This is a genomic window from Streptomyces sp. BK208, assembly GCF_004364245.1.
In the GTDB taxonomy this organism is placed as follows: domain Bacteria; phylum Actinomycetota; class Actinomycetes; order Streptomycetales; family Streptomycetaceae; genus Streptomyces.
The window spans coordinates 360,487-378,477 of the sequence record NZ_SOAV01000005.1; the positions used below are offsets into that span (position 1 = coordinate 360,487).

Consider the following 17,991-nt stretch of genomic DNA (forward strand, 5'->3'; position numbering starts at 1 on the left):
GAAGGAAAGAACCGCATGCGGAAGATACTCGTCGTGGGAGCCGGCCAGTCCGGTCTCCAGCTCGCCCTCGGCCTGCAGGCGCACGGCTACGAGGTCACCCTGATGTCCAACCGCACCGCGGACGAGATCCGCACCGGCCGGGTCATGTCGACGCAGTGCATGTTCCACACGGCGCTCCAGCACGAGCGCGACCTCCAGCTGAACTTCTGGGAGTCCCAGGCCCCGAAGATCGAGGGACTCGGCGTCTCGGTGGCGGCCCCCGGCTCCTTCGACCCGGGCCCCTCGCAGCGCGCGATCGACTGGCTGGGGCGCCTCGACGGCTACGCGCAGTCCGTCGACCAGCGGGTGAAGATGGCCGGCTGGATGGAGACCTTCGCCCAGCGCGGCGGCCAACTGGTCATCCACGGCGCGGCCGTCGGCGACCTGGACTACTTCTCCCGCGCCTACGACCTCGTCCTCGTCTCGGCCGGCAAGGGCGAGCTGGTCCAGATGTTCGGCCGCGACGCCTCGCGCTCCCCGTACACCGAGCCGCAGCGCGCCCTCGCCGTCGCCTACGTGCACGGGATGGCACCGCGCCCCGAGCACCCGGAGACGGAGGCCGTGCGCTGCAACCTGGTGCCGGGCGTCGGCGAGATGTTCATCATGCCGACGTTCACCACCTCGGGCCGCGCCGACATCCTCTTCTGGGAGGGCATACCCGGCGGCCCGCTGGACGCCTTCAAGGACGTCAAGGACCCGGCGGAGCACCTCTCGCTGACCCTGGAACTCATGGAGAAGTTCCTCCCCTGGGAGTACGCGCGGGCCACCAAGGTCGAACTGACCGACGCCGGCGGCACCCTGGCCGGCCGCTACGCGCCCACCGTCCGCAACCCGATCGGCCGCCTCCCCGGCGGCGGTCTCGTCCTCGGCGTGGCCGACGTGGTCGTCGCCAACGACCCGATCACCGGCCAGGGCTCCAACTCCGCCTCCAAGTGCGCCGCCTCCTACCTCGCCTCGATCGTGGAGCAGGGCGACAAGGAGTTCGACGAGGCCTGGATGCAGCAGACCTTCGACCGCTACTGGGAGACGGCGCAGCACGTCACCAAGTGGACGAACACCATGCTCGCCCCGCCGCCGGAGCACATCCTCAACCTGTTCGGCGCCGCGGGACAGCTCCAGCCCATCGCCGACCGCTTCGCCAACGGCTTCAACGACCCGTCCGACTTCGAGAACTTCTTCTACGACCCGGCGAAGACCGAGGGTTACCTGATGGAGGTCTCGGGCGCGGCCGGCGCGTAAGGGGCCGCGTACCCCTCGTCCGCCCCGTCCGCCGCCCCCGCCGGGAGCGCCGGCGGGGTGTACCGCGACACCGGAACCCCGCCCGGGTCGGGGCGTACGGCGCCGAGCACCGGGTTCGCGGCGATCGGCGAGACCTTGACGTCGGCGCCGGGGCGGGGCGCCTGGACGACCATGCCGTCCCCGAGGTACAGCGCGACATGCGTGGCCTCGGGGAAGTACACGACCAGGTCGCCGGGGCGCAGCTCGTCCATCGGGACGTGGTCCAGGCGGGCCCACTGCTCCTGGCTGGTGCGCGGGATGGGCGTCCCGGCCCGCTGCCAGGCCACGGAGGTGAGCCCCGAGCAGTCGTACGACGCCGGACCCTCGGCGCCCCACTCGTACGGCTTGCCGAGCTGCTCCACCGCGAAGCGCACCGCCCGGTCGCCCTCGGCGGACGGCTTGGCGTCGTCGCCGAGCGCCCCGGACGCCAGGAACCGCTCCTGCTCCTCGGCGGCCCCGCTCTTCTCCAGCTCCGCGAGCGCCGCCAGTTGCTCGGGGGTGAGGGAGGCGAGCATCTCCTCGACGGCGTGCAGGCGCTCGCGCACGGCGTCCCGTTCCCTCTCCTGACGGGCGGCGAGAGCCACCTGCCGGTCCAGGGCGGCACGGGCCCGTCCGGCCAGCTCGTCGGCCTTCCTGGTGTCGCCGGTCAGGCGGCCCACGGTCTTGGCCCGCTCCTCGGACAGCCGGCCGATCACATGCCCCTGCTCCAGGGCGTGCTGCGGATCGCGGGCCAGCAGCAGCCGCAGGTAGGGGGAGAGGTCGCTGCTGCTCTGGTACTGCTGGCGGGCCAGCCGCCCGGCCGCGACCCGGCTGTCGCTCAGGGACATCCGGGTCCGGGTCAGCTCGGCGTTCAGCCGCAGCACCCGCGCGCGCTGCGCCTTCAGCCGCTCCTCGGTGCCGTTGTAGGTCTCGGTGGCGTTCTCCGCCTCGCGGTACAGCCGCTGAAGGTCCGTCAGCAGTCCGGCCACGGAACGCCCGCCGCCGGCCGGCTCGGGTCCGCCCGTTCCGCCGGGTCCCGGTTCGGCCGCGGCGGGCACGGGTGCGAGGACGATCCCGGCCGCGAGCGCCGCCGTGCACACCAGACGCAGAAGCCTTCCTGACACGCCATCACCTCCGGTGCGGGGCGGCGGGTCCGCTCCGCACGGCGAGCATGGGGCGCCTTCCGGGGCTCCGCGCGCCGAGTGTGCGCGGTTCGGCGCAACCGGGTCACCCGTGGGCGTCGTCCGGCTTGCCACCCGGCGTGGCGTCTGGATCGGTGCCCGCCGGACGGTCCGGCTTCGACCACGGCCACTTCCGGTCGGAGCCCGGCCGGCCCGAGGGGTCGTACGTGTACTTCCAGCGGGCGAACCGCAGCCCGCCGCGCGCGTCCCGGGGCTGCCGCCGGTACACCAGCACGGTGGGCGGGCCGCCGGCCGGGTCCGGCACGGGGATGCGGTACGTCTTCGGCGGGTGGCCGGTCATCCCGACCAGCACGGGCAGCACGCGCCCGTCCATGGGGCCGCCCTCGAAGGGGGTGTCTTCGCTCTTCACGGCACCAGTGTCGGTGATCGGCGCGCACCGGGTCACAGGCCGGGGCGAGAGGCCGGCGCCCGGTGTCAGAGGTCGGCGGCCAGCGCCTCGACCAGCGCCGCGGTCTGCGGGTCCCGGCGGGCGGTGACCGTCAGCACGGCGAGGAACTGCTCCACCAGCCAGTCCCGCAGCTCGTCGAAGGGCGGCTGCTTGTCCTCGTCCAGCCAGATCAGGGAGGCCGCCTCCACCGCCGTGATCCACATCCGGACGGTCATCCGCAGCCGCGGGCCGGGCTCGGTGACGGCCAGGTGGCTCATGATGTGGTCGGCGGCGGCCCGGCGTACTCCGTCCACGATGCCCGAGGTCTGCGAGGTCTCGACCACGCTGCCGCCGCGCAGCAGGGCGCTGAACCCGGTGTCGTGCTCGTCGACGAAGGTCAGATAGCGGTCCAGGGCGCGGGTGAGCCGGGGCAGCAGCGGGCCCTCGCGGGGTTCGTCGAAGCAGTGCCGCAGCTCGTCGGCTGCGGACCTGAGCGCGGCCTCGTACAGCTGCTGCTTGCCGCCGGGGAAGTACCGGTACACCAGCGGCCGGGAGACCCCCGCCCGCTCGGCCACGTCGTCCAGGGAGACCTCCTCCGGCGGCCGGTGCGCGAAGAGGGCGAGCGCCGCCTCCAGCAACTGGACGCGGCGCTCCTCCACGCTGAGGCGGCGGTAGGCGGGGGTGGAGGCCTGCGGGGTCATGAACCGCAGCGTAACCCGCACGGCCGGGCGACCACCCGTGTCCATGGAGCGGACCGGCCGGACTACGCCAGCAGCCCCGACGACCGCCACAGCTTCCGGCCGACGCCGCGCAGTACGCCGATGTCGTCCAGGAAGTCGGTCAGGCGCTTCGCGCCGGTCTGCATGATCTCCTTGCGGTGGCCGCTGGCCTTGACCTGGGCCAGGGCCTCGCGCTTGTCGAGGCCGACGTTCGTGTACACGTCGGGGTTGATGAAGGCGATGGAGAAGACCCGGGCGAACTCGCCGGAGGTGACCCGGGTGAACTCCTGGGACCACTTCGGGGCCGTCACCATCTGCCGGCGCAGCTCCTCACGGGCGTACCGCACGTGCCGCGCCTCCTCCACCACGTGGATGCGCGTGACGCCCCGGATCAGCGGCTGCACCCGCTCGTCCGGGAAGGTCAGCCGCTGCATCCAGTCCAGGACCTCCTCGCCGAGCAGGGTGGCGGTGAAGGAGCCGGGCGTGGTGGAGATCGTCTTGAAGAGGCGGCCGAGGTGTTGGTGCATCGGGCTTACCGGGTACCAGGGGGTCTCGCCGCGGGATATCAGCCGGGCGAACATCTTGGAGTGCCGGCACTCGTCCTCGATCTCGGTGAGGGCGTAGCGCACGTGGGCGCTCGTCGCCGCCTTGTCGTAGATGTGCCGGACCAGGAGCTGCATCAGGATCAGCTCGAACCAGATGCCGAGCGAGGCGAGCGCGGCGGCCTCGTGCTGGGAGAGCAGGATGCGCTGCTCCTCGCCCATGCGCTTCCACAGCGGCGTGTCGTACAGCGACACCAGCTCCGGCGGCCAGAACCACTTGCCGTCCTCGAACGGCGCGTCCCAGTCCAGCTCCTTGTCCGGGTCGAAGGAGTGCTTGGCGGACGAGTCGAGCAGCCGTTCGGCCACCTGCTCCCGGTCCTTCAGCAGGCCGAGCGCGTCGCGCAGGCCCTCGAGCGCGTCGGCTTCCGTCAGGGTCGTCATGGCTGTGTCCCACCTCGTCGAACAGATCGTGTTACCCGCGGTCACTCCAGCTTGCTCCGTCTTATGAGACTGCGTGTCAGCAAGCTCGTCAATCCCCCGGACGGAACTTGTTGACCGCGAGTAAAGATGGTGCGCCGTCAAAGCCTCCGCGCGGGACCACTCGATGGAGCACTCCGCCGGCGTTCGTGCTGGGTACGCTGGCCATGTCCGTCAGACTCCGGTACATGGGAGCGATCATGAGCGCCGCACGTGACTACGGGCTGGACGACGACTACGAGTGGCCCCGTCCGCCGGAGGGCGGCTGGACGGCGGACGACCTCGACGAGCTTCCCAACCTGCCTCCGCACACGGAGCTGATCGACGGGAGCCTCGTCTTCGCGAGTCCGGCCCAAGCAGACCCGGCTCCTGCACGGAGATGTCATCCTGGCCGCCGAAGTGGTCTCTGAGGATTCAGTTGACCGGGACCGGGAGACCAAGCCGCGCAAGTACGCAGCCGCGGGCATCACTCACTACTGGCGGGTCGAGCAGAACAACGGGCTTCCCGTTGTCTACGTCTATGAGCTGGAGTCGACGACGAAGACCTACGTGCCCACCGGCATCTTCCACAACCGCCTCAAACTCACCGTGCCTTTCCTCATCGACATCGACCTCACCGCCGTGAACCGGCGTCGATAGCACTCGCCCTCAACCCCCCAGCACCGCCTCCATCACCCCCCGTGCGATCGGTGCCGCCAGCCCGCCGCCGCTGACACCCCCGCGGTCCGCCGCCGAGCCCTCCACCACCACCGCGACCGCGACCTTCGGCTCCACGTCCCCGTCGCCCCGCGCCCAGGAGATGAACCACGCGTACGGCGTGCCCGAGTTGCCGACGCCGTGCTGGGCCGTACCGGTCTTGCCGCCGACCGTGGCACCCGGGATCGCCGCGTTCGCGCCGGTGCCCTTGTCCACCACGCCGGTCATCAGCTCCTTGAGCCGCGCCGCCGTGGAGGGGCGCATCACCTCCCGGGAGGGACGCGACCCGGCCGCCGCCACCAGGCTGCCGCCCGCCCGCAGCGTCCGCTCCACCAGGTACGGCGCGCGCACCTGGCCGCCGCCCGCCACCGCCGCCGCGACCATCGCCATCTGCAGGGGCGTCGCCCGGGTGTTGTACTGCCCGATCGACGACAGGCCCAGCTGCGCCCGGTCCACCGAGGTGTCGAAGGTGCTCCGCGCCACGGGGAAGGGCACCCGCAGCCCGTCGTCGTTGAAGCCGAAGGCCTCCGCCGTCGCCGTCATGCCGCGCACGCCCACGTCCACCCCGAGCTTGGCGAACACCGTGTTGCAGGACCACTCGAACGCCTCCCGCAGCGAGGCGTCGCGGCAGCCGTCGGCCTCGTTCGTGAGCCTGGTCCGCGTCCCGGGCAGGAGGTACGGGTCGGGGGAGCGGGTCGGCGCGTCCAGGTCGCGGATCAGACCCGCGTCCAGCGCCGCCGCCGCGGTGACCACCTTGAAGGTCGAACCCGGCGGGTAGGTCCGGCTCACCGCCCGGTTGAGCATCGGCTTGTCCGGATCGCCGTTCAGCCGGCGCCAGGTGCGGGTGGCGGCCGCGCTGTTGCCGGACAGCAGCTGGGGGTCGTAGGAGGGGGCGGAGACCAGGGCCAGGACACGGCCCGTGGCCGGCTCGATCGCGGCCACCGCGCCCTTGCGTCCGCCCAGCCCCTCGAACGCCGCCCGCTGCGCGGCCCCGTCGATCGTCGTCACCACGTCACCGCCCGGATTGTGGGCCCCGGTGACGTCGTTCCACAGCGGCAGCGGCGCCAGCATCGGGTCGGCGCCGGACAGCAGGCCGTCCTCGGCGTGCTCCAGCAGCGTCGTCCCGTACGCCTGCGAGGCGAAGCCCGTGATCGGCGCGTACATCGGCCCGTTCGCGTAGGTCCGCTCGAAGCGCAGGTGCTCACCGGTGTCCCGGGAACCGGTGACCGGCTCGCCGCCGACCAGGATGTCGCCGCGCGGCTGCTGGTAGCGGGCGATGTCGGGGCGGCGGTTGGCCGGGCTGTCGTCGTACTCCGGTTTCTGGACGATCTGCACCCGGGCCGCGTTGACCACCAGGGCGACCAGCAGCAGGGCGCAGAAGACGGCCGCGTGCCGGATGTTCCGGGTCACGACGGCGCTCCGCGCCGGGCCGCGTGGCTCACCCGGATCAGCAGCGCCACGATGGCCCAGTTGGTGACGACCGAGGAGCCGCCCTGGGCCAGGAACGGCATCGCCATGCCGGTCAGCGGGATCAGCCCGGTCACCCCGCCCGCGATGACGAACACCTGGAGCGCCACGATCGAGGAGAGGCCGACCGCCAGCAGCCGGCCGAAGGGGTCGCGGGCGCCGAGGCCCGCCCGGTAGCCGCGCTCCACCAGCAGCCCGTACAGCAGGAAGACGGCCGTCAGCCCCAGGAAGCCCAGCTCCTCACCGGCCGTCGCCAGGATGAAGTCCGACTTCACGGCGAAGCCGATCAGGACGGAGTGGCCGAGGCCGAGGCCCGTGCCGGTCACCCCGCCCGCCGCGAACGCGAAGAGGGACTGGGCCAGCTGGTTCGGGCCGTGCCCCGCCTCGATCGACGCGAAGGGGTGCAGCCAGTCCTCCACCCTGCCGTGCACGTGCGGCTCCAGCCAGCCCACGGCGACCGCGCCCAGCGAGGCCAGCACCAGGCCGACGGCGATCCAGCCGGTCCGGCCGGTTGCGACGTACAGGAGGACCACGAACAGGCCGAAGAAGAGCAGCGAGGTGCCCAGGTCCCGCTCCAGGACCAGGACCCCCACGCTCACCAGCCACACCGCCACGATCGGGCCGAGAACGCGTCCGGTGGGCAGCTGCAGCCGCCACACCCGGCGGCCGGCGTACGCCAGCGCGCTGCGGTTGGCGGCCAGGTAGGCGGCGAAGAACACCGCGAGCAGCACCTTCGCGAACTCGCCGGGCTGGATGGAGAAGCCCTCGACCCGGATCCAGATGCGGGCGCCGTTCACCGCCGGGAAGAAGATCGGCAGGGTGAGCAGGGCGAGCGCGGCGGCCACGCAGACGTACGCGTAGCGCTGCAGGACCCGGTGGTCGCGCAGGAGCAGGACGACCACGATGAACAGGGCGACGCCCAGCGTCGACCACACCAGCTGGGTCGGGGCCGCCCGGTCGCCCGGCGTCTCCAGGTCGAGCCGGTAGATCAGCACCAGACCGAGGCCGTTGAGCAGCACGCCGATCGGCAGCAGCAGCGGATCGGCGTACGGGGCACGCAGCCGCACCGCCAGATGGGCGAGGAGCGCGAGCACACCGAGCCCGGCGCCGTAGCCGGCGGCACCGGGCGGGAGGGTGCCGTGCCGGGCGAGACCGACGTTGCAGTAGCCGAAGACCGACAGCAGCACGGCCATCACGATGAGCGCGAGTTCGACCCCCCGGCGCCGGGGGAGCCGGGCGACGGGAGCGGGGGTGTCCGCCGGGGCCACGGTGATTCCGGTTCCGGTTCCGGCCTTGGTCATGTCCGGAACTTACCCAGATGGTGTGGTCTGCGCGTCGTCCGGCTCAGCACCAGCGCGGCGCGGGGCCGATGTTGTCGATGTAACGGGCCGCGCCCCACGCCCAGGTGCCGTCCGTGAGGAGGTACCACAGGGGGTTGCCCCGCACCGTGTCGCCGGGCGTCTTGCAGTAGATGGAGACGACCTCGCCCCGGTGGGCGTACCGGATGACGTCCGCACCGCGGGTCGGCGAGGTGCGCAGGGCGAGCCGGTCGGCCGTCACGACACCCCGGTAGCGGCCCTGCTCCCGGCGGCCGTCGCCCCCCGCGCCGCCGCCCGTTCCTCCCGCGGCGGCACCGGCCGTGGGGTTCGTGTCGCCACCCCGCCCGTCGTCCGCGACGGCCGGGGCGACGGCGACGGCGGTGGCGAGCGCGCCGGCCGCGATCACGGTGGCGAGGGCGCGGACCAGGGGTGAGCGCGAGGTGGTCGGTACGGACAGGAGCGACATGGGAGTACCTCCCGGGAGCGAACGGTTCCTCAGGTGACTGACCGCCACATTAGGAGCGCACCGCACGGACCGCCCGCCGCGCTGCGCCATCGGGGAAGACCCGAGGTCGGGACGCCACCGGCCGCGCCGGGCCGGATCAGGGCTGCTGAGGCAGCGTCAGCCGGGCCAGCGCCCCGCCGTCCGGCGGGTTGGTGAACTCCAGCCGGGCCCCGAGCACCTCGGCCTGCCCCAGCGCGATCGTCAGCCCGAGGCCGTGCCCCTTCGTCCCGCCCTCGGTGCGGAAACGCTGCGGCCCGTGCGCGAGGAGGTACTCCGGATAGCCGTCCCCGTGGTCCCGTACGGTGATCACCGCACCGTCCACGGTCAGCACCACCGGCGCCCGCCCGTGCCGGTGCGCGTTCGCGACCAGGTTGCCCAGCACCCGTTCCAGGCGCCGCCGGTCGGTCTCCACCCGCGCGTCCCGTACGACGTCCACGCGCGTGCCGGTGCCCGAGCCCCGCACCACCCGCCCGGCCAGCGCGCCCAGCGCCTCCGGTTCCGTCGTCGGCGTCTCCCGCCCGCTCTCCAGCCGGGAGATCTCCAGCAGGTCCTCGGTGAGGGTACGCAGCGCCGCCACCCGGTCCCGCACCAGCTCGGTGGGGCGGCCCGGCGGCAGCAGCTCCGCCGCCGCGTGCAGACCGGTGAGCGGAGTGCGCAGCTCGTGCGCCACGTCGGCGGTGAAACGCTGCTCGGCGAGCAGCTTGCCCTGCAGCGACGACGCCATCGAGTCCAGCGCCGCGGCGACCGACGCCACCTCGTCCTGCGGACGGGTCGGGTCCTGCGCGCGCGGATCACCGACCCGCGCGTCGAGGTCACCGGCGCTGATCCGCCGGGCCACCCGCGCCGTCGTGTGCAGCCGCCGCGTCACCCGCGTCACCGCGAACGCGCCGACCAGCAGCGTCGCCCCGATCGCCAGCGCCGACGACCACACGATGGCGCGGTCCAGCCCCTCGATGGTGGCCCGGCCCTGGGAGTGGTCGACCCGCACGGCCAGCACCCGGCCGCCGTCGGCGGGGCCCGCCGCCCACATCGTCGGCCGTCCGGCGTACTCGGCGACCATCGTGCCGCGCCGCCCCGACACGGCCAGCTCGCGCAGCCGCCGGGGCAGCCCCGACGGGTCGACGCCGGCCCCGCGCCGCAGCGGGTCACCCGCCTCGTACGCCTCCGTCGCCTCCCGCAGCCGGGACAGGGCCACGTCACGTGCCTGGCCGACGGTCTGATCGGTCACCGAGACGTGCACCAGGACGCCGAGCAGCGCGGCGAGCGCGCAGCACATCACCGTGATGAACACGGCCGCCTTCACCGCGAGCGGTCCGGCCCACCGGGGAAGGGCCAGCCTCACCGGGCGCTCGCCGAGGACGAGGGGGACGACCCCGGCGGGGAGGACGCGGCGGACGGAGCGGGCGACGGGGGAACGGACGGGCGTTTCGTGTGCTGACCGCCGTCGTCGGTGCGCAGCATCTCGTCGCTGGTCAGCAGCATGGCCCCCTGGTCGGCGTCCCAGGTCCACTGCAGCCGGTACTCGTAGCCGGCCACCTCCGAGGGGGAGCGGACGATCACCGTCCGTCCGGCCAGCTCCACCGCGCTCACGGCGTCCTCGTAGGACATGATCCGCACGAGCCGGTCCTTCTCCACGGTGTAGACGCGCACCGCGGTCAGCTTCTCCGGCAGCAGCCGGAAGCCCAGCGTCATCTCCGGCCGCCCGTCCCCGGTGAGGTCGCGGTAGTACGGCCGCAGCACCGGGCACCCGCTCGCCTCGTCACCGGCACCGTCCGCGCCGCAGTCCGCCATCCGCACGGACGTCTCGTGGTACGGCGCCTTCGCGCCCGCGTAGTCGCCCGGGTGCGCGGCGATCTCGGCGCGCACCGCGGCCACCGGGTCCGCCCTGCGGATGTCGCCGCCGGGCACGGCCACGCCCTCGACCACCGCGTGCTCCACCTCGCCGATGTCGTAGGCGGGACTGGAGGCCGGGGTCAGACCGGGCCACAGCCGGGCCGGGTTCCGAGCGGCGGGCGTCGCACCGGCGGCGCGCAGCCCGCCGGTGTCCCCGCAGCCCGCCAGCGCACCGGTCGCCGCCGCCGTCGCCAGGAGCAGCGCGAGGGCGGCGGGGACGCGGGCCGGACGGCCGCGGCGGCTCGGGAGCACTGCACTCCTGGGTTCGGTGATCGGTGCCGGTGGTCCCGCACGGCTGCGGACGGCGTCGTACGCGTCTTCGTACGGAAGGCCATTTTGCGTGCGCCCCGGCCCGCCGGGCTACTCGGCCCGCTCCGCGGGGGAGCCGCACGGTGGGCAGACCGGCCCGCGGGTACACAAGGCCCCGGCAGCCGCGGCAGCGTCCGCACCGGGCCGAACCCGTCCCGCACCACGGCGAACTCCAGCCGTCCCACCGCCCGCCGGAACTCCCGCCCGCCCGTCCGGAGCCCGGCACGATCCCGTCCCACGGCCGGTGCGGAGCCGCTGCGCCCGGACCGTTCCCACGGATACGCACAGGCGCCTCCCCGGTCCCGCCCAGGCTGCCCCGCTCCACCCCCATTCGACCGGGTTCTTGCCCCCGAGGCGCCCCGCCTGGTCCCATGGAGGGGGGTGTTGTGCGTGGACGGACTGCGCGTCGTACCGACCTGGCGGCACGGCAGGGAACAGCTGTGCGTCTGCCTCCCGGACGGCGGGAACCTCGCCTGGTACGACCGTGAGGCGGCCCGCGTCAGCCTGCTGAACGACGACCGCCGCGAGGACGTCCTGCGGGCCCTGGCCCCCTTCCTCACCGGCCGGGTGGCCATCGGTCCGCCCCCGGTCCCGACCCGGGCCGAGCTGGCCCGGCTCACCCTCCACCCGGACGACGACCTCGCCCCCAACCGGCCCGGCGAGGCCCTCCTGGTCGCCCTGGAGCGCGACCCCGGTCCCGCGCACCGGCTGCGCCCCGATCCGCGCCGCCGGGCGCTGGCCGCCGAGCAGACCACGGGGAGCGCCCTCGACCGTCTCGACGGCGCGGGCCACCACGTCCTGCACTCCCTCCCGCTGCCCGGCGGCGACCGCGTCCACCACCTGCTGATCGGACCCGGCGGCCTCTTCGCCCTCCACGTGCTGCCCGCCCGCAGGCAGCGGGTACGGGTCGCCGACCCCCTGGTGGCGCTCGGCCGCGGGGCGCCGTTCCCGCTGCTGCGCCGGGTCCGCGCCGACGCCGACCGGGCCTCGTACGCCCTGACGGCGCAGGTCCGCCCCGTCCTCGTCCTCGTCGGACCGGCGCGGGTGACCGTCGCCGCACCGCCCCGCTCCGTGCGCCTGCTCACCGACCGGGAGCTGCCGGAGCTGGCCCGGGCGGGCGGGACGCTGAAGCCGGCGGACGTGGAGGCCCTGCACGCCCTGGCCCGCGACCGCGCCACCTGGACCCGCCTCTGAGCTGCGCCCGGTCCGCACCCGCCTCTTCGGCGCCCGGTCCGCACCCGCCTCCGAGCGGCGCCCGGCGTCAGGGCAGCGCCGCCGCCCGGCGCCGGTCGAACAGCGGCGCCAGCAGGTCGCCGTAGTCCCGCACCCGGGGCCCGACGTCCCCGGCCAGGAAGACGAGCTGCTCCGCCCGTCCGCACCCGGCGACCTCCTCCCACGTCACCGGCGTGGAGACCGCGGGCACGTCCCGGGACCGCACGGTGTACGGGGTGGCCGTGGTCTTGCGCGCGGCGTTCTGGCTCCAGTCCACGAATACCTTCCCCGGCCGCAGGCTGCGCGTCATCCGGTGCACCACCAGCTTCGGCAGCGCCCGCTCCGCCTCCACCGCCAGCGCCTTCGCGTAGTCGGACACGCGCTCGGAGGACGCCCCCCGCACCCCCGCCAGCAGGTGCAGCCCCTTGGCGCCGGAGGTCTTGGCGTACGCCTCGACCCCGTCCGCCGCCAGCCGCTCCCGCAGCCACAGCGCGACCTCGCAGCACTGCACCACGGTCGCGGGCGGTCCGGGGTCCAGGTCGAACACCAGCCGGTCGGCCTCGCCCGGGTCGTCCGCGGTCCACTGGTGGGTGTGGAACTCGGTGACCAGGTTCGCCGCCCACATCAGGCTCGCCAGGTCCTGCACCAGCACCATCCGGGATGGGCCCTCCGAGCGGGGCACCTCGGCCGTGGTGACCCAGTCGGGCGTACCCGGCGGCACGTTCTTGGTGAAGAACACCTGGCCGTCGGGACCGTCCGGATACCGCAGGAAGGACACCGGACGGTCCCGCAGGTGCGGCAGCAGCACCTCCGCGGCCGTCGCGTAGTAGTGCAGCAACTCCCCTTTGGTGAAGCCGGCCGCGGGATACAGCACCTTGTCCAGGTTGCTGAGAGCCACCCGCCGCCCCTCCACTTCCGTCATCGGCGCCATACCATGAGAATCTCACGAAACATGAACAAAACGCCCGAAAGGAACGGTGCTGCACGTGCGCTCCATCTGGAACGGCGCCATCTCCTTCGGCCTGGTCACCATCCCGATCAAGCTGGTGAACGCGACCGAGAGCCACGCGGTGTCCTTCCGCCAGATCCACACGGAGGACGGCGGCCGGATCCGCTACCGCAAGGTGTGCGAGCTGGAGGACCGCGAGGTCACCCAGGCCGAGATCGGCAAGGCCTACGAGGACGCCGACGGCTCGATGATCCCGATCACCGACGAGGACCTGTCCCAGCTGCCGATCCCGACGGCCCGCACCATCGAGATCGTCGCCTTCGTGCCCGAGGACCGCATCGACCCGCTCCAGATGGGCTCGGCCTACTACCTCGCGGCGAGCGGCGCCCCCGCCGCCAAGCCGTACACGCTGCTGCGCGAGGCGCTCAAGCGCAGCAACCGGGTGGCCATCGCCAAGTTCGCGCTGCGCGGCCGGGAGCGTCTCGGCATGCTCCGCGTCGTCGGCGACGCCATCGCGATGCACGGCCTGCTGTGGCCGGACGAGGTGCGGGCCCCCGAGGGCGTCGCACCGGAGGGCGGCGTCACCGTGCGCGACCAGGAACTGGACCTCGCCGACGCCCTCATGGACACCCTCGGCGAGATCGACCTGGACGACCTGCACGACGAGTACCGGGAGGCCGTCGAGGAGGTCGTCGCCGCCAAGGCCGCCGGCGAGCGGCCCCCGGAGGCCCGCGAGGAGGCGGCGCCGGGGAAGGTGCTGGACCTGATGGCGGCCCTGGAGAGCAGCGTGCGCGCGGCCCGGGAGTCCCGGGACGGCGAGGAGACCGCACCGCCCGAGAAGGCCGAGGTCAGGTCCCTGCCGCAGCGCAAGACCTCGTCCCGGCGGGCCCCCAAGGAGACCGGCGGCAAGAAGTCGACGTCGACGGCCGCGAAGAAGACGGCGGCGAAGAAGGCGGAGCCGAAGAAGTCGACGGCGAAGTCCGCCGCGCCCGCGAAGAAGACGGCGGCCAAGGGCACCGCCAAGAAGGCCGCCGGGCGCGGCACGGCCAAGGAGGCCGCGAAGAGCACGGGCAGGAGCACCGCCAAGAAGACGGCCTCCCGCCGGCGCAGCGCCTGACGGGCGCCCCGGAACACGGGGCGGCCTCCCGGCGTGACCGCCGTGAGCCGACCATCGTCAGCCGATCGCCGTCAGCCGACCGTCCCGGGGGAGCCGGTCGCCCCGGGTGTCGCGGACGGAGCGGGGTCGAAGGCGGCCGGGCTCGCGGCGCCGGACACCGTCGGCGCGAGGGAGTCCGCGCCGGAGCCGAGGGAAGCGCGGGGGACGACGGAGCCGGGCGTGGGCAGCGCGGGGCTCTCCTCCAGACGCTGGCCAATCGTTTCTGCCGGGCCGCCGCCCGGCGTGGCCGGGCCGGTGGACAGCTGCGACCAGGCACCCAGGACGACGGCGAGCGCCGCGGCCGTGCCGAACACCCGGGCGATCCGCCGCCCCCTGGCCCGGCCGTCCAGCTCGCGCCAGCCCGGCCCCGCCCACGCGTCCTCCGGGCGCCACGCCTCACCGACCGTCTCGGCGGGACCGGGACGGTCGCAGGGCTCGGGGCAGCCGGGGGGATCAGGGCGGTCGGCGAGCCCAGGGCGGTCCGACGGCCCAGGGCGGTCGTGGGTTCCGGGTCGCCCGGGACGTTCGGCGGACGGCTCCGGCAGCCGGCCGGAGAAGCTCTCCCGGTCGGGAAAGCGGTCCCGGGCGGCGGGCTCCCTCGGGGCGGAGGCGCGGATGGCGCGTTCGTCGTCCTCCAGGAACAGCCGCCAGACGTGGTCGGGCACGGACGGCGTACCGTCCGGCTCGCACCGGTCGTCGTCGCCGCTGCCCGGTCCGGTGGCGGTCATGGTCCCGCTCTTCTCGTCGTCGGCCCCGGGCGGACGCGGTCGGGAAGAAGGGGAGGGCCCGCCCGCCACCGGGCCCGGCGCCGGATGGTCGTGGGTCGGCGGACTCGGTGGCCGCCACCCCGTGAGACGGCCGGGACCGACGGCCCGTTCCCCGGGCGGCCGGTCGTGACGCGGTCGTGATGGTCACTTCGCCGCGCCGCCCGGCCCCCGGGGCTCAGGCCCACCCGGGTCAGGCCCGCCCGGGTCAGGCCCGCCCGGGCTCAGGGCGCCGTGGCGGACGGAGAAGGGGCCGGGGCGGCGGTGTTCACGTTCAGGTCGGGGCGCGGCTTGAGCACCAGCACTCGCTCGCCCGGCTGCGGCGGGGGCGGGGTCACCCTGTCGCGCGGGAGCTTCGGCGGGCCGGTCTGCTTGAAGGTGACGTCGTCGTACTCGACGAGACCGGTCCTCTCCAGCACCGTGATGTGGTCCAGGACGGTGTCGTTGGCCAGGTCCGCCAGCTGCCGCACCAGCGTGTTCTTGGTGCTGGCCCGGATCTTGGCGATCGCCGGGAAGATCTGGCCGTGGGTCACCCGCATGATGTTGACCGCCGCCGAGTCGAACTCCGTACCGCTCTTGGCGTCCACCGTCGCCACGAAGCCCTCCTGCTGCGGCGAGGCCCGGTTGGGCAGCGTGATGCCCAACTCCGGGGAGATCTCACGGCACATCGCGTCCAGACCGGCGTGCCCGACGACCAGGTGCTCACCGGCCGTCTTCATCGCCTTCGTCGTACCGCGCTCCATCACGATCTCGCCCAGCGGGTACTCCCACAGCCCGGCGGCGCGGACCTTGACCACGAAGTCGCGGTCCGCCTCGGTGAGCGGACCGAACTTCGTACTGGCCACCACCCGGCTCTGGTTGCCGTCGGCCTTGTCCAGACCGAGCACGGCCGGGAAGGCCAGCGCGGTGAGGGTCAGGGTCATCGCAGCGAACAGGACGACGACTCCGATCCTGCTGCGGGACGGGCGCATGGTGCCTCCAGGGGCGACGCGAAAGACGCACACGCGGACGCGTGCTCGTACCGATACGCCAGGAGGTACGCAAACGGCGGGCGGATCCTTCACCGCCGGGGCACAGAACTTGCCGAACCCGGCAGGGCGGCGCCCCGCGCCCGTTCAGCCGATGTCGGCGCCGTACACGCGCTCGACGGTGATCGTGAGCAGCACCCGGCGGTCGGACACCATCGTCGCCCGGTACTCGTCCCAGTCCGGGTGCTCCCCGGCCGCGGCGCGGTAGTACTCCACCAGCGCCTCGACCTCGGGCCCGTGCGGGTCGGTGCCCGGTCCGGTGAGGGTGGCGACGCCCTCGGCGGTGGCCCAGGACCTGCCGTCCGGAGCGGTCACCTCCAGGGCGGCCCGCGGGTCCCGGCGCAGGTTCGCCGTCTTGGCGAGGCCTTCGCGCGTCGACACGCGGACGACGTCCGCCTCCGCGTCGTAGGCGGGCATCACCGGCGAGAGCTGAGGGCGGCCGTCGGACTTGATCGTCGCCAGTACGCCGAGGCGGCTCTCGGCCAGCAGGGCACGGGGGTCGAAGCGCGATGCGGTGGTCATGGTCCGATCATCGCCCCCGGCGCCGCGCCCTGTCCCGCGAACCGTCCGCCGGACGCGCCGCGTCGGCCGCGGGCCGCGGGACGCCCAGGGGCTCAGGCCACCGAGGGGCCGCCCAGGTAGCCGCCGTCCGCGTCGTAGGGCCAGGCGTTGGCCACGCACCCCTTCAGGCCCTTGATCTGCTGCATCATCGCCGGCGCGGGCCGCCCGGCGCCGGGACACGTCTCGTGACCGTGGCCGATACGGTGGCCGACCTCGTGGTTGACGATCAGCGCCCGGTACTCATGGATCGGGCCGTCGAACTCCGGCGAACCCCGCACCCAGCGCTTGAGGTTCACCACCACGTCGGTGCCGACGCTGCAGTTGACCTCGCCCCGGGTGAGCAGCCCCGCGGCGCCGCAGATCCGGTCGACGGTGCCCGGCGTGGCGATCTTCACCACGAAGTCGTACGACCCGCCGCTGACCAGCCGGAAGGAGTTCGTCCCGTCCCGGGTCCAGCCGCGCCGGTCGGCGAGCACATCGGATATCTCGGCGGCGGCGGCGCTCGGCCGGACGTCGAGTCCCTCCTCGACCAGGACCTTGTAGCGGCGCACCCGGCTGCCGGTGCCCACGGTCGAACCGTCGGCCCGGGCCGTGACGAAGGTGCCGGGACCGGTCGCCGGGACGGCGATCGTGCCGGGGGAGGGGGAGGCCGGCGGCGACTGGGAGGTTTTCACCGACGGTGAGGTCCTCACCGAGGGGGACGGGGACGGCGCCCGGGTCGAGGCGCCCAGGGCGTCCGTGACGTCGGCGACCTGGTCGCCCGTCACCGGCGACCGCGTCTCGCGCCAGTACGCGACGGCGCCACCGGCGGTGAGCAGGACGGCTCCCAGGGCGACGCAGGCCGTCACCGCGCGGGCGGGCCCGCGGCGTCCACCTCGGCGGAGACGGGATCCGCCTCCGGCGCCGTCCGGCCCGGTTCTTCGGCTGGCCCGGCGGGCGGTGGATCGTCCCACGGTGTGCGTCCTCTCTGCCGGTCGTCGGCGGCACGCACAGCGGACTCCGGTGCGCTGTCGTGCCCCCAAGATCCAAGCGGACGCACGTGCGAAAACCACACTCCTACTCAAGTGTCCCTTCTCACGGGGATCTTGGGCTCCGCAAACGCAACCGACCGGTCCCCCGGAACGTCTTCGTGGGAGTCACCCGGTCCGCCGACCGGGTGACTCCCACGTGCGCGGGGGCGGTCCGCCGTCAGCCGGCGGGAGTCCGCTCCCAGCGGTAGAAGCAGCGCGCCATCGCGTCCTTCGGACCGCGCCAGGTCGCCGGGTCGTACGCCGAGACGTACGGCTCCAGCCGCTCGCTGACCTGGCGGAACTCCGGATGCCCGGTCAGCCTGCCGATGGTGGGGGCCGGGTCCTCGTCGCTCTCGATGAGGTGCAGGTACACGCCGTCACCGAACTCGAAGAGGCTGCGCCGGTTGACGCCCACCAGGTGCGGCAGTTCGCCGCTGTCGGACTCCGCGAACACCTTCGCGATGTCCGGTGCCGCGCCGGGTGCCATCCGGGCGACGATCAGTGTGTGGTGCATGGGTG

At 73.8% G+C, this 17,991-nt stretch carries 18 protein-coding genes and 1 pseudogene; 4 read left to right on the plus strand and 15 right to left on the minus strand.

The window, feature by feature from the left end; all coding sequences use genetic code 11:
* The first annotated feature begins 15 nt into the window (after positions 1–15).
* A complete protein-coding gene (locus EV562_RS15240) occupies positions 16–1,278 on the plus strand; it encodes a styrene monooxygenase/indole monooxygenase family protein (RefSeq protein WP_133887333.1) in 1,263 nt (420 codons plus the stop codon).
* Here the strand turns inward: EV562_RS15240 and EV562_RS15245 are convergent.
* From EV562_RS15245 to EV562_RS15260, 4 genes are all read right to left on the minus strand, one after another.
* Positions 1,242–2,420 carry a C40 family peptidase gene (locus EV562_RS15245; protein ID WP_133887334.1) on the minus strand — a complete coding sequence of 393 codons (1,179 nt, stop codon included), beginning with the start codon at positions 2,418–2,420 and terminating at the stop codon, positions 1,242–1,244. The genes EV562_RS15240 and EV562_RS15245 overlap by 37 nt on opposite strands.
* Before the next feature lie 103 nt (positions 2,421–2,523).
* The gene (locus EV562_RS15250) at positions 2,524–2,847 is read right to left on the minus strand and encodes a hypothetical protein (RefSeq protein WP_133887335.1); all 324 of its coding nucleotides are present in this window, start codon (positions 2,845–2,847) and stop codon (positions 2,524–2,526) included.
* Between the two features lie 65 nt (positions 2,848–2,912).
* On the minus strand, positions 2,913–3,566 hold the full coding sequence (locus EV562_RS15255; protein ID WP_133887336.1) for a TetR/AcrR family transcriptional regulator: 654 nt from the start codon (positions 3,564–3,566) through the stop codon (positions 2,913–2,915).
* Between the two features lie 62 nt (positions 3,567–3,628).
* Positions 3,629–4,567 (minus strand): diiron oxygenase, encoded by a 939-nt coding sequence (locus EV562_RS15260; protein ID WP_133887337.1) that lies wholly within the window; start codon positions 4,565–4,567, stop codon positions 3,629–3,631.
* Positions 4,568–4,791: 224 nt separating this feature from the next.
* Here EV562_RS15260 and EV562_RS15265 point away from each other — a divergent pair.
* Positions 4,792–5,242: pseudogene (locus EV562_RS15265) on the plus strand (Uma2 family endonuclease).
* Between the two features lie 9 nt (positions 5,243–5,251).
* Here the strand turns inward: EV562_RS15265 and EV562_RS15270 are convergent.
* The 5 genes from EV562_RS15270 to EV562_RS15290 all read right to left on the minus strand — a co-directional run bounded on the left by EV562_RS15270 (position 5,252) and on the right by EV562_RS15290 (position 10,735).
* Positions 5,252–6,709 (minus strand): penicillin-binding transpeptidase domain-containing protein, encoded by a 1,458-nt coding sequence (locus EV562_RS15270; protein ID WP_133887338.1) that lies wholly within the window; start codon positions 6,707–6,709, stop codon positions 5,252–5,254.
* A complete protein-coding gene (locus tag EV562_RS15275; RefSeq protein ID WP_166661802.1) occupies positions 6,706–8,067 on the minus strand; it encodes an FtsW/RodA/SpoVE family cell cycle protein in 1,362 nt (453 codons plus the stop codon). Before EV562_RS15275 ends, EV562_RS15270 begins: the two co-directional genes overlap by 4 nt.
* Positions 8,068–8,110: 43 nt before the next feature.
* Positions 8,111–8,551, minus strand: coding sequence for an SH3 domain-containing protein (locus tag EV562_RS15280; RefSeq protein WP_133887339.1), 441 nt, complete (start codon positions 8,549–8,551; stop codon positions 8,111–8,113).
* 136 nt (positions 8,552–8,687) lie between these two features.
* Positions 8,688–9,932 carry an ATP-binding protein gene (locus EV562_RS15285; RefSeq protein ID WP_133887340.1) on the minus strand — a complete coding sequence of 415 codons (1,245 nt, stop codon included), beginning with the start codon at positions 9,930–9,932 and terminating at the stop codon, positions 8,688–8,690.
* Positions 9,929–10,735, minus strand: coding sequence for a hypothetical protein (locus EV562_RS15290; protein WP_133887341.1), 807 nt, complete (start codon positions 10,733–10,735; stop codon positions 9,929–9,931). Before EV562_RS15290 ends, EV562_RS15285 begins: the two co-directional genes overlap by 4 nt.
* 447 nt (positions 10,736–11,182) lie before the next feature.
* Between EV562_RS15290 and EV562_RS15295 the strand changes: the two genes are divergently transcribed.
* Entirely contained in the window at positions 11,183–11,986 is an 804-nt protein-coding gene (locus EV562_RS15295; RefSeq protein WP_133887342.1) for a nuclease-related domain-containing protein, read from the plus strand.
* 67 nt (positions 11,987–12,053) lie between these two features.
* Here EV562_RS15295 and ligD read toward each other — a convergent pair whose 3' ends face one another.
* Positions 12,054–12,935 (minus strand): non-homologous end-joining DNA ligase, encoded by an 882-nt coding sequence (gene ligD / locus EV562_RS15300; protein WP_133887343.1) that lies wholly within the window; start codon positions 12,933–12,935, stop codon positions 12,054–12,056.
* A gap of 55 nt (positions 12,936–12,990) precedes the next feature.
* Between ligD and EV562_RS15305 the strand changes: the two genes are divergently transcribed.
* On the plus strand, positions 12,991–14,070 hold the full coding sequence (locus EV562_RS15305) for a Ku protein (RefSeq protein WP_166661803.1): 1,080 nt from the start codon (positions 12,991–12,993) through the stop codon (positions 14,068–14,070).
* Positions 14,071–14,141: 71 nt separating this feature from the next.
* On the opposite strand, the gene EV562_RS15310 is transcribed toward EV562_RS15305, so the two are convergent.
* From EV562_RS15310 to EV562_RS15330, 5 genes are all read right to left on the minus strand, one after another.
* Positions 14,142–14,837, minus strand: coding sequence for a hypothetical protein (locus EV562_RS15310; RefSeq protein ID WP_133887345.1), 696 nt, complete (start codon positions 14,835–14,837; stop codon positions 14,142–14,144).
* Positions 14,838–15,097: 260 nt separating this feature from the next.
* Positions 15,098–15,844 (minus strand): DUF4142 domain-containing protein, encoded by a 747-nt coding sequence (locus EV562_RS15315; RefSeq protein ID WP_133887346.1) that lies wholly within the window; start codon positions 15,842–15,844, stop codon positions 15,098–15,100.
* 144 nt (positions 15,845–15,988) lie between these two features.
* Positions 15,989–16,423, minus strand: coding sequence for a PPOX class F420-dependent oxidoreductase (locus EV562_RS15320; protein WP_133887347.1), 435 nt, complete (start codon positions 16,421–16,423; stop codon positions 15,989–15,991).
* 92 nt (positions 16,424–16,515) lie between these two features.
* Entirely contained in the window at positions 16,516–17,415 is a 900-nt protein-coding gene (locus tag EV562_RS15325) for a DUF3152 domain-containing protein (protein WP_133887348.1), read from the minus strand.
* A 235-nt stretch (positions 17,416–17,650) separates the two neighbouring features.
* Positions 17,651–17,986 (minus strand): TcmI family type II polyketide cyclase, encoded by a 336-nt coding sequence (locus tag EV562_RS15330; RefSeq protein WP_011030169.1) that lies wholly within the window; start codon positions 17,984–17,986, stop codon positions 17,651–17,653.
* Positions 17,987–17,991 lie beyond the last annotated feature (5 nt).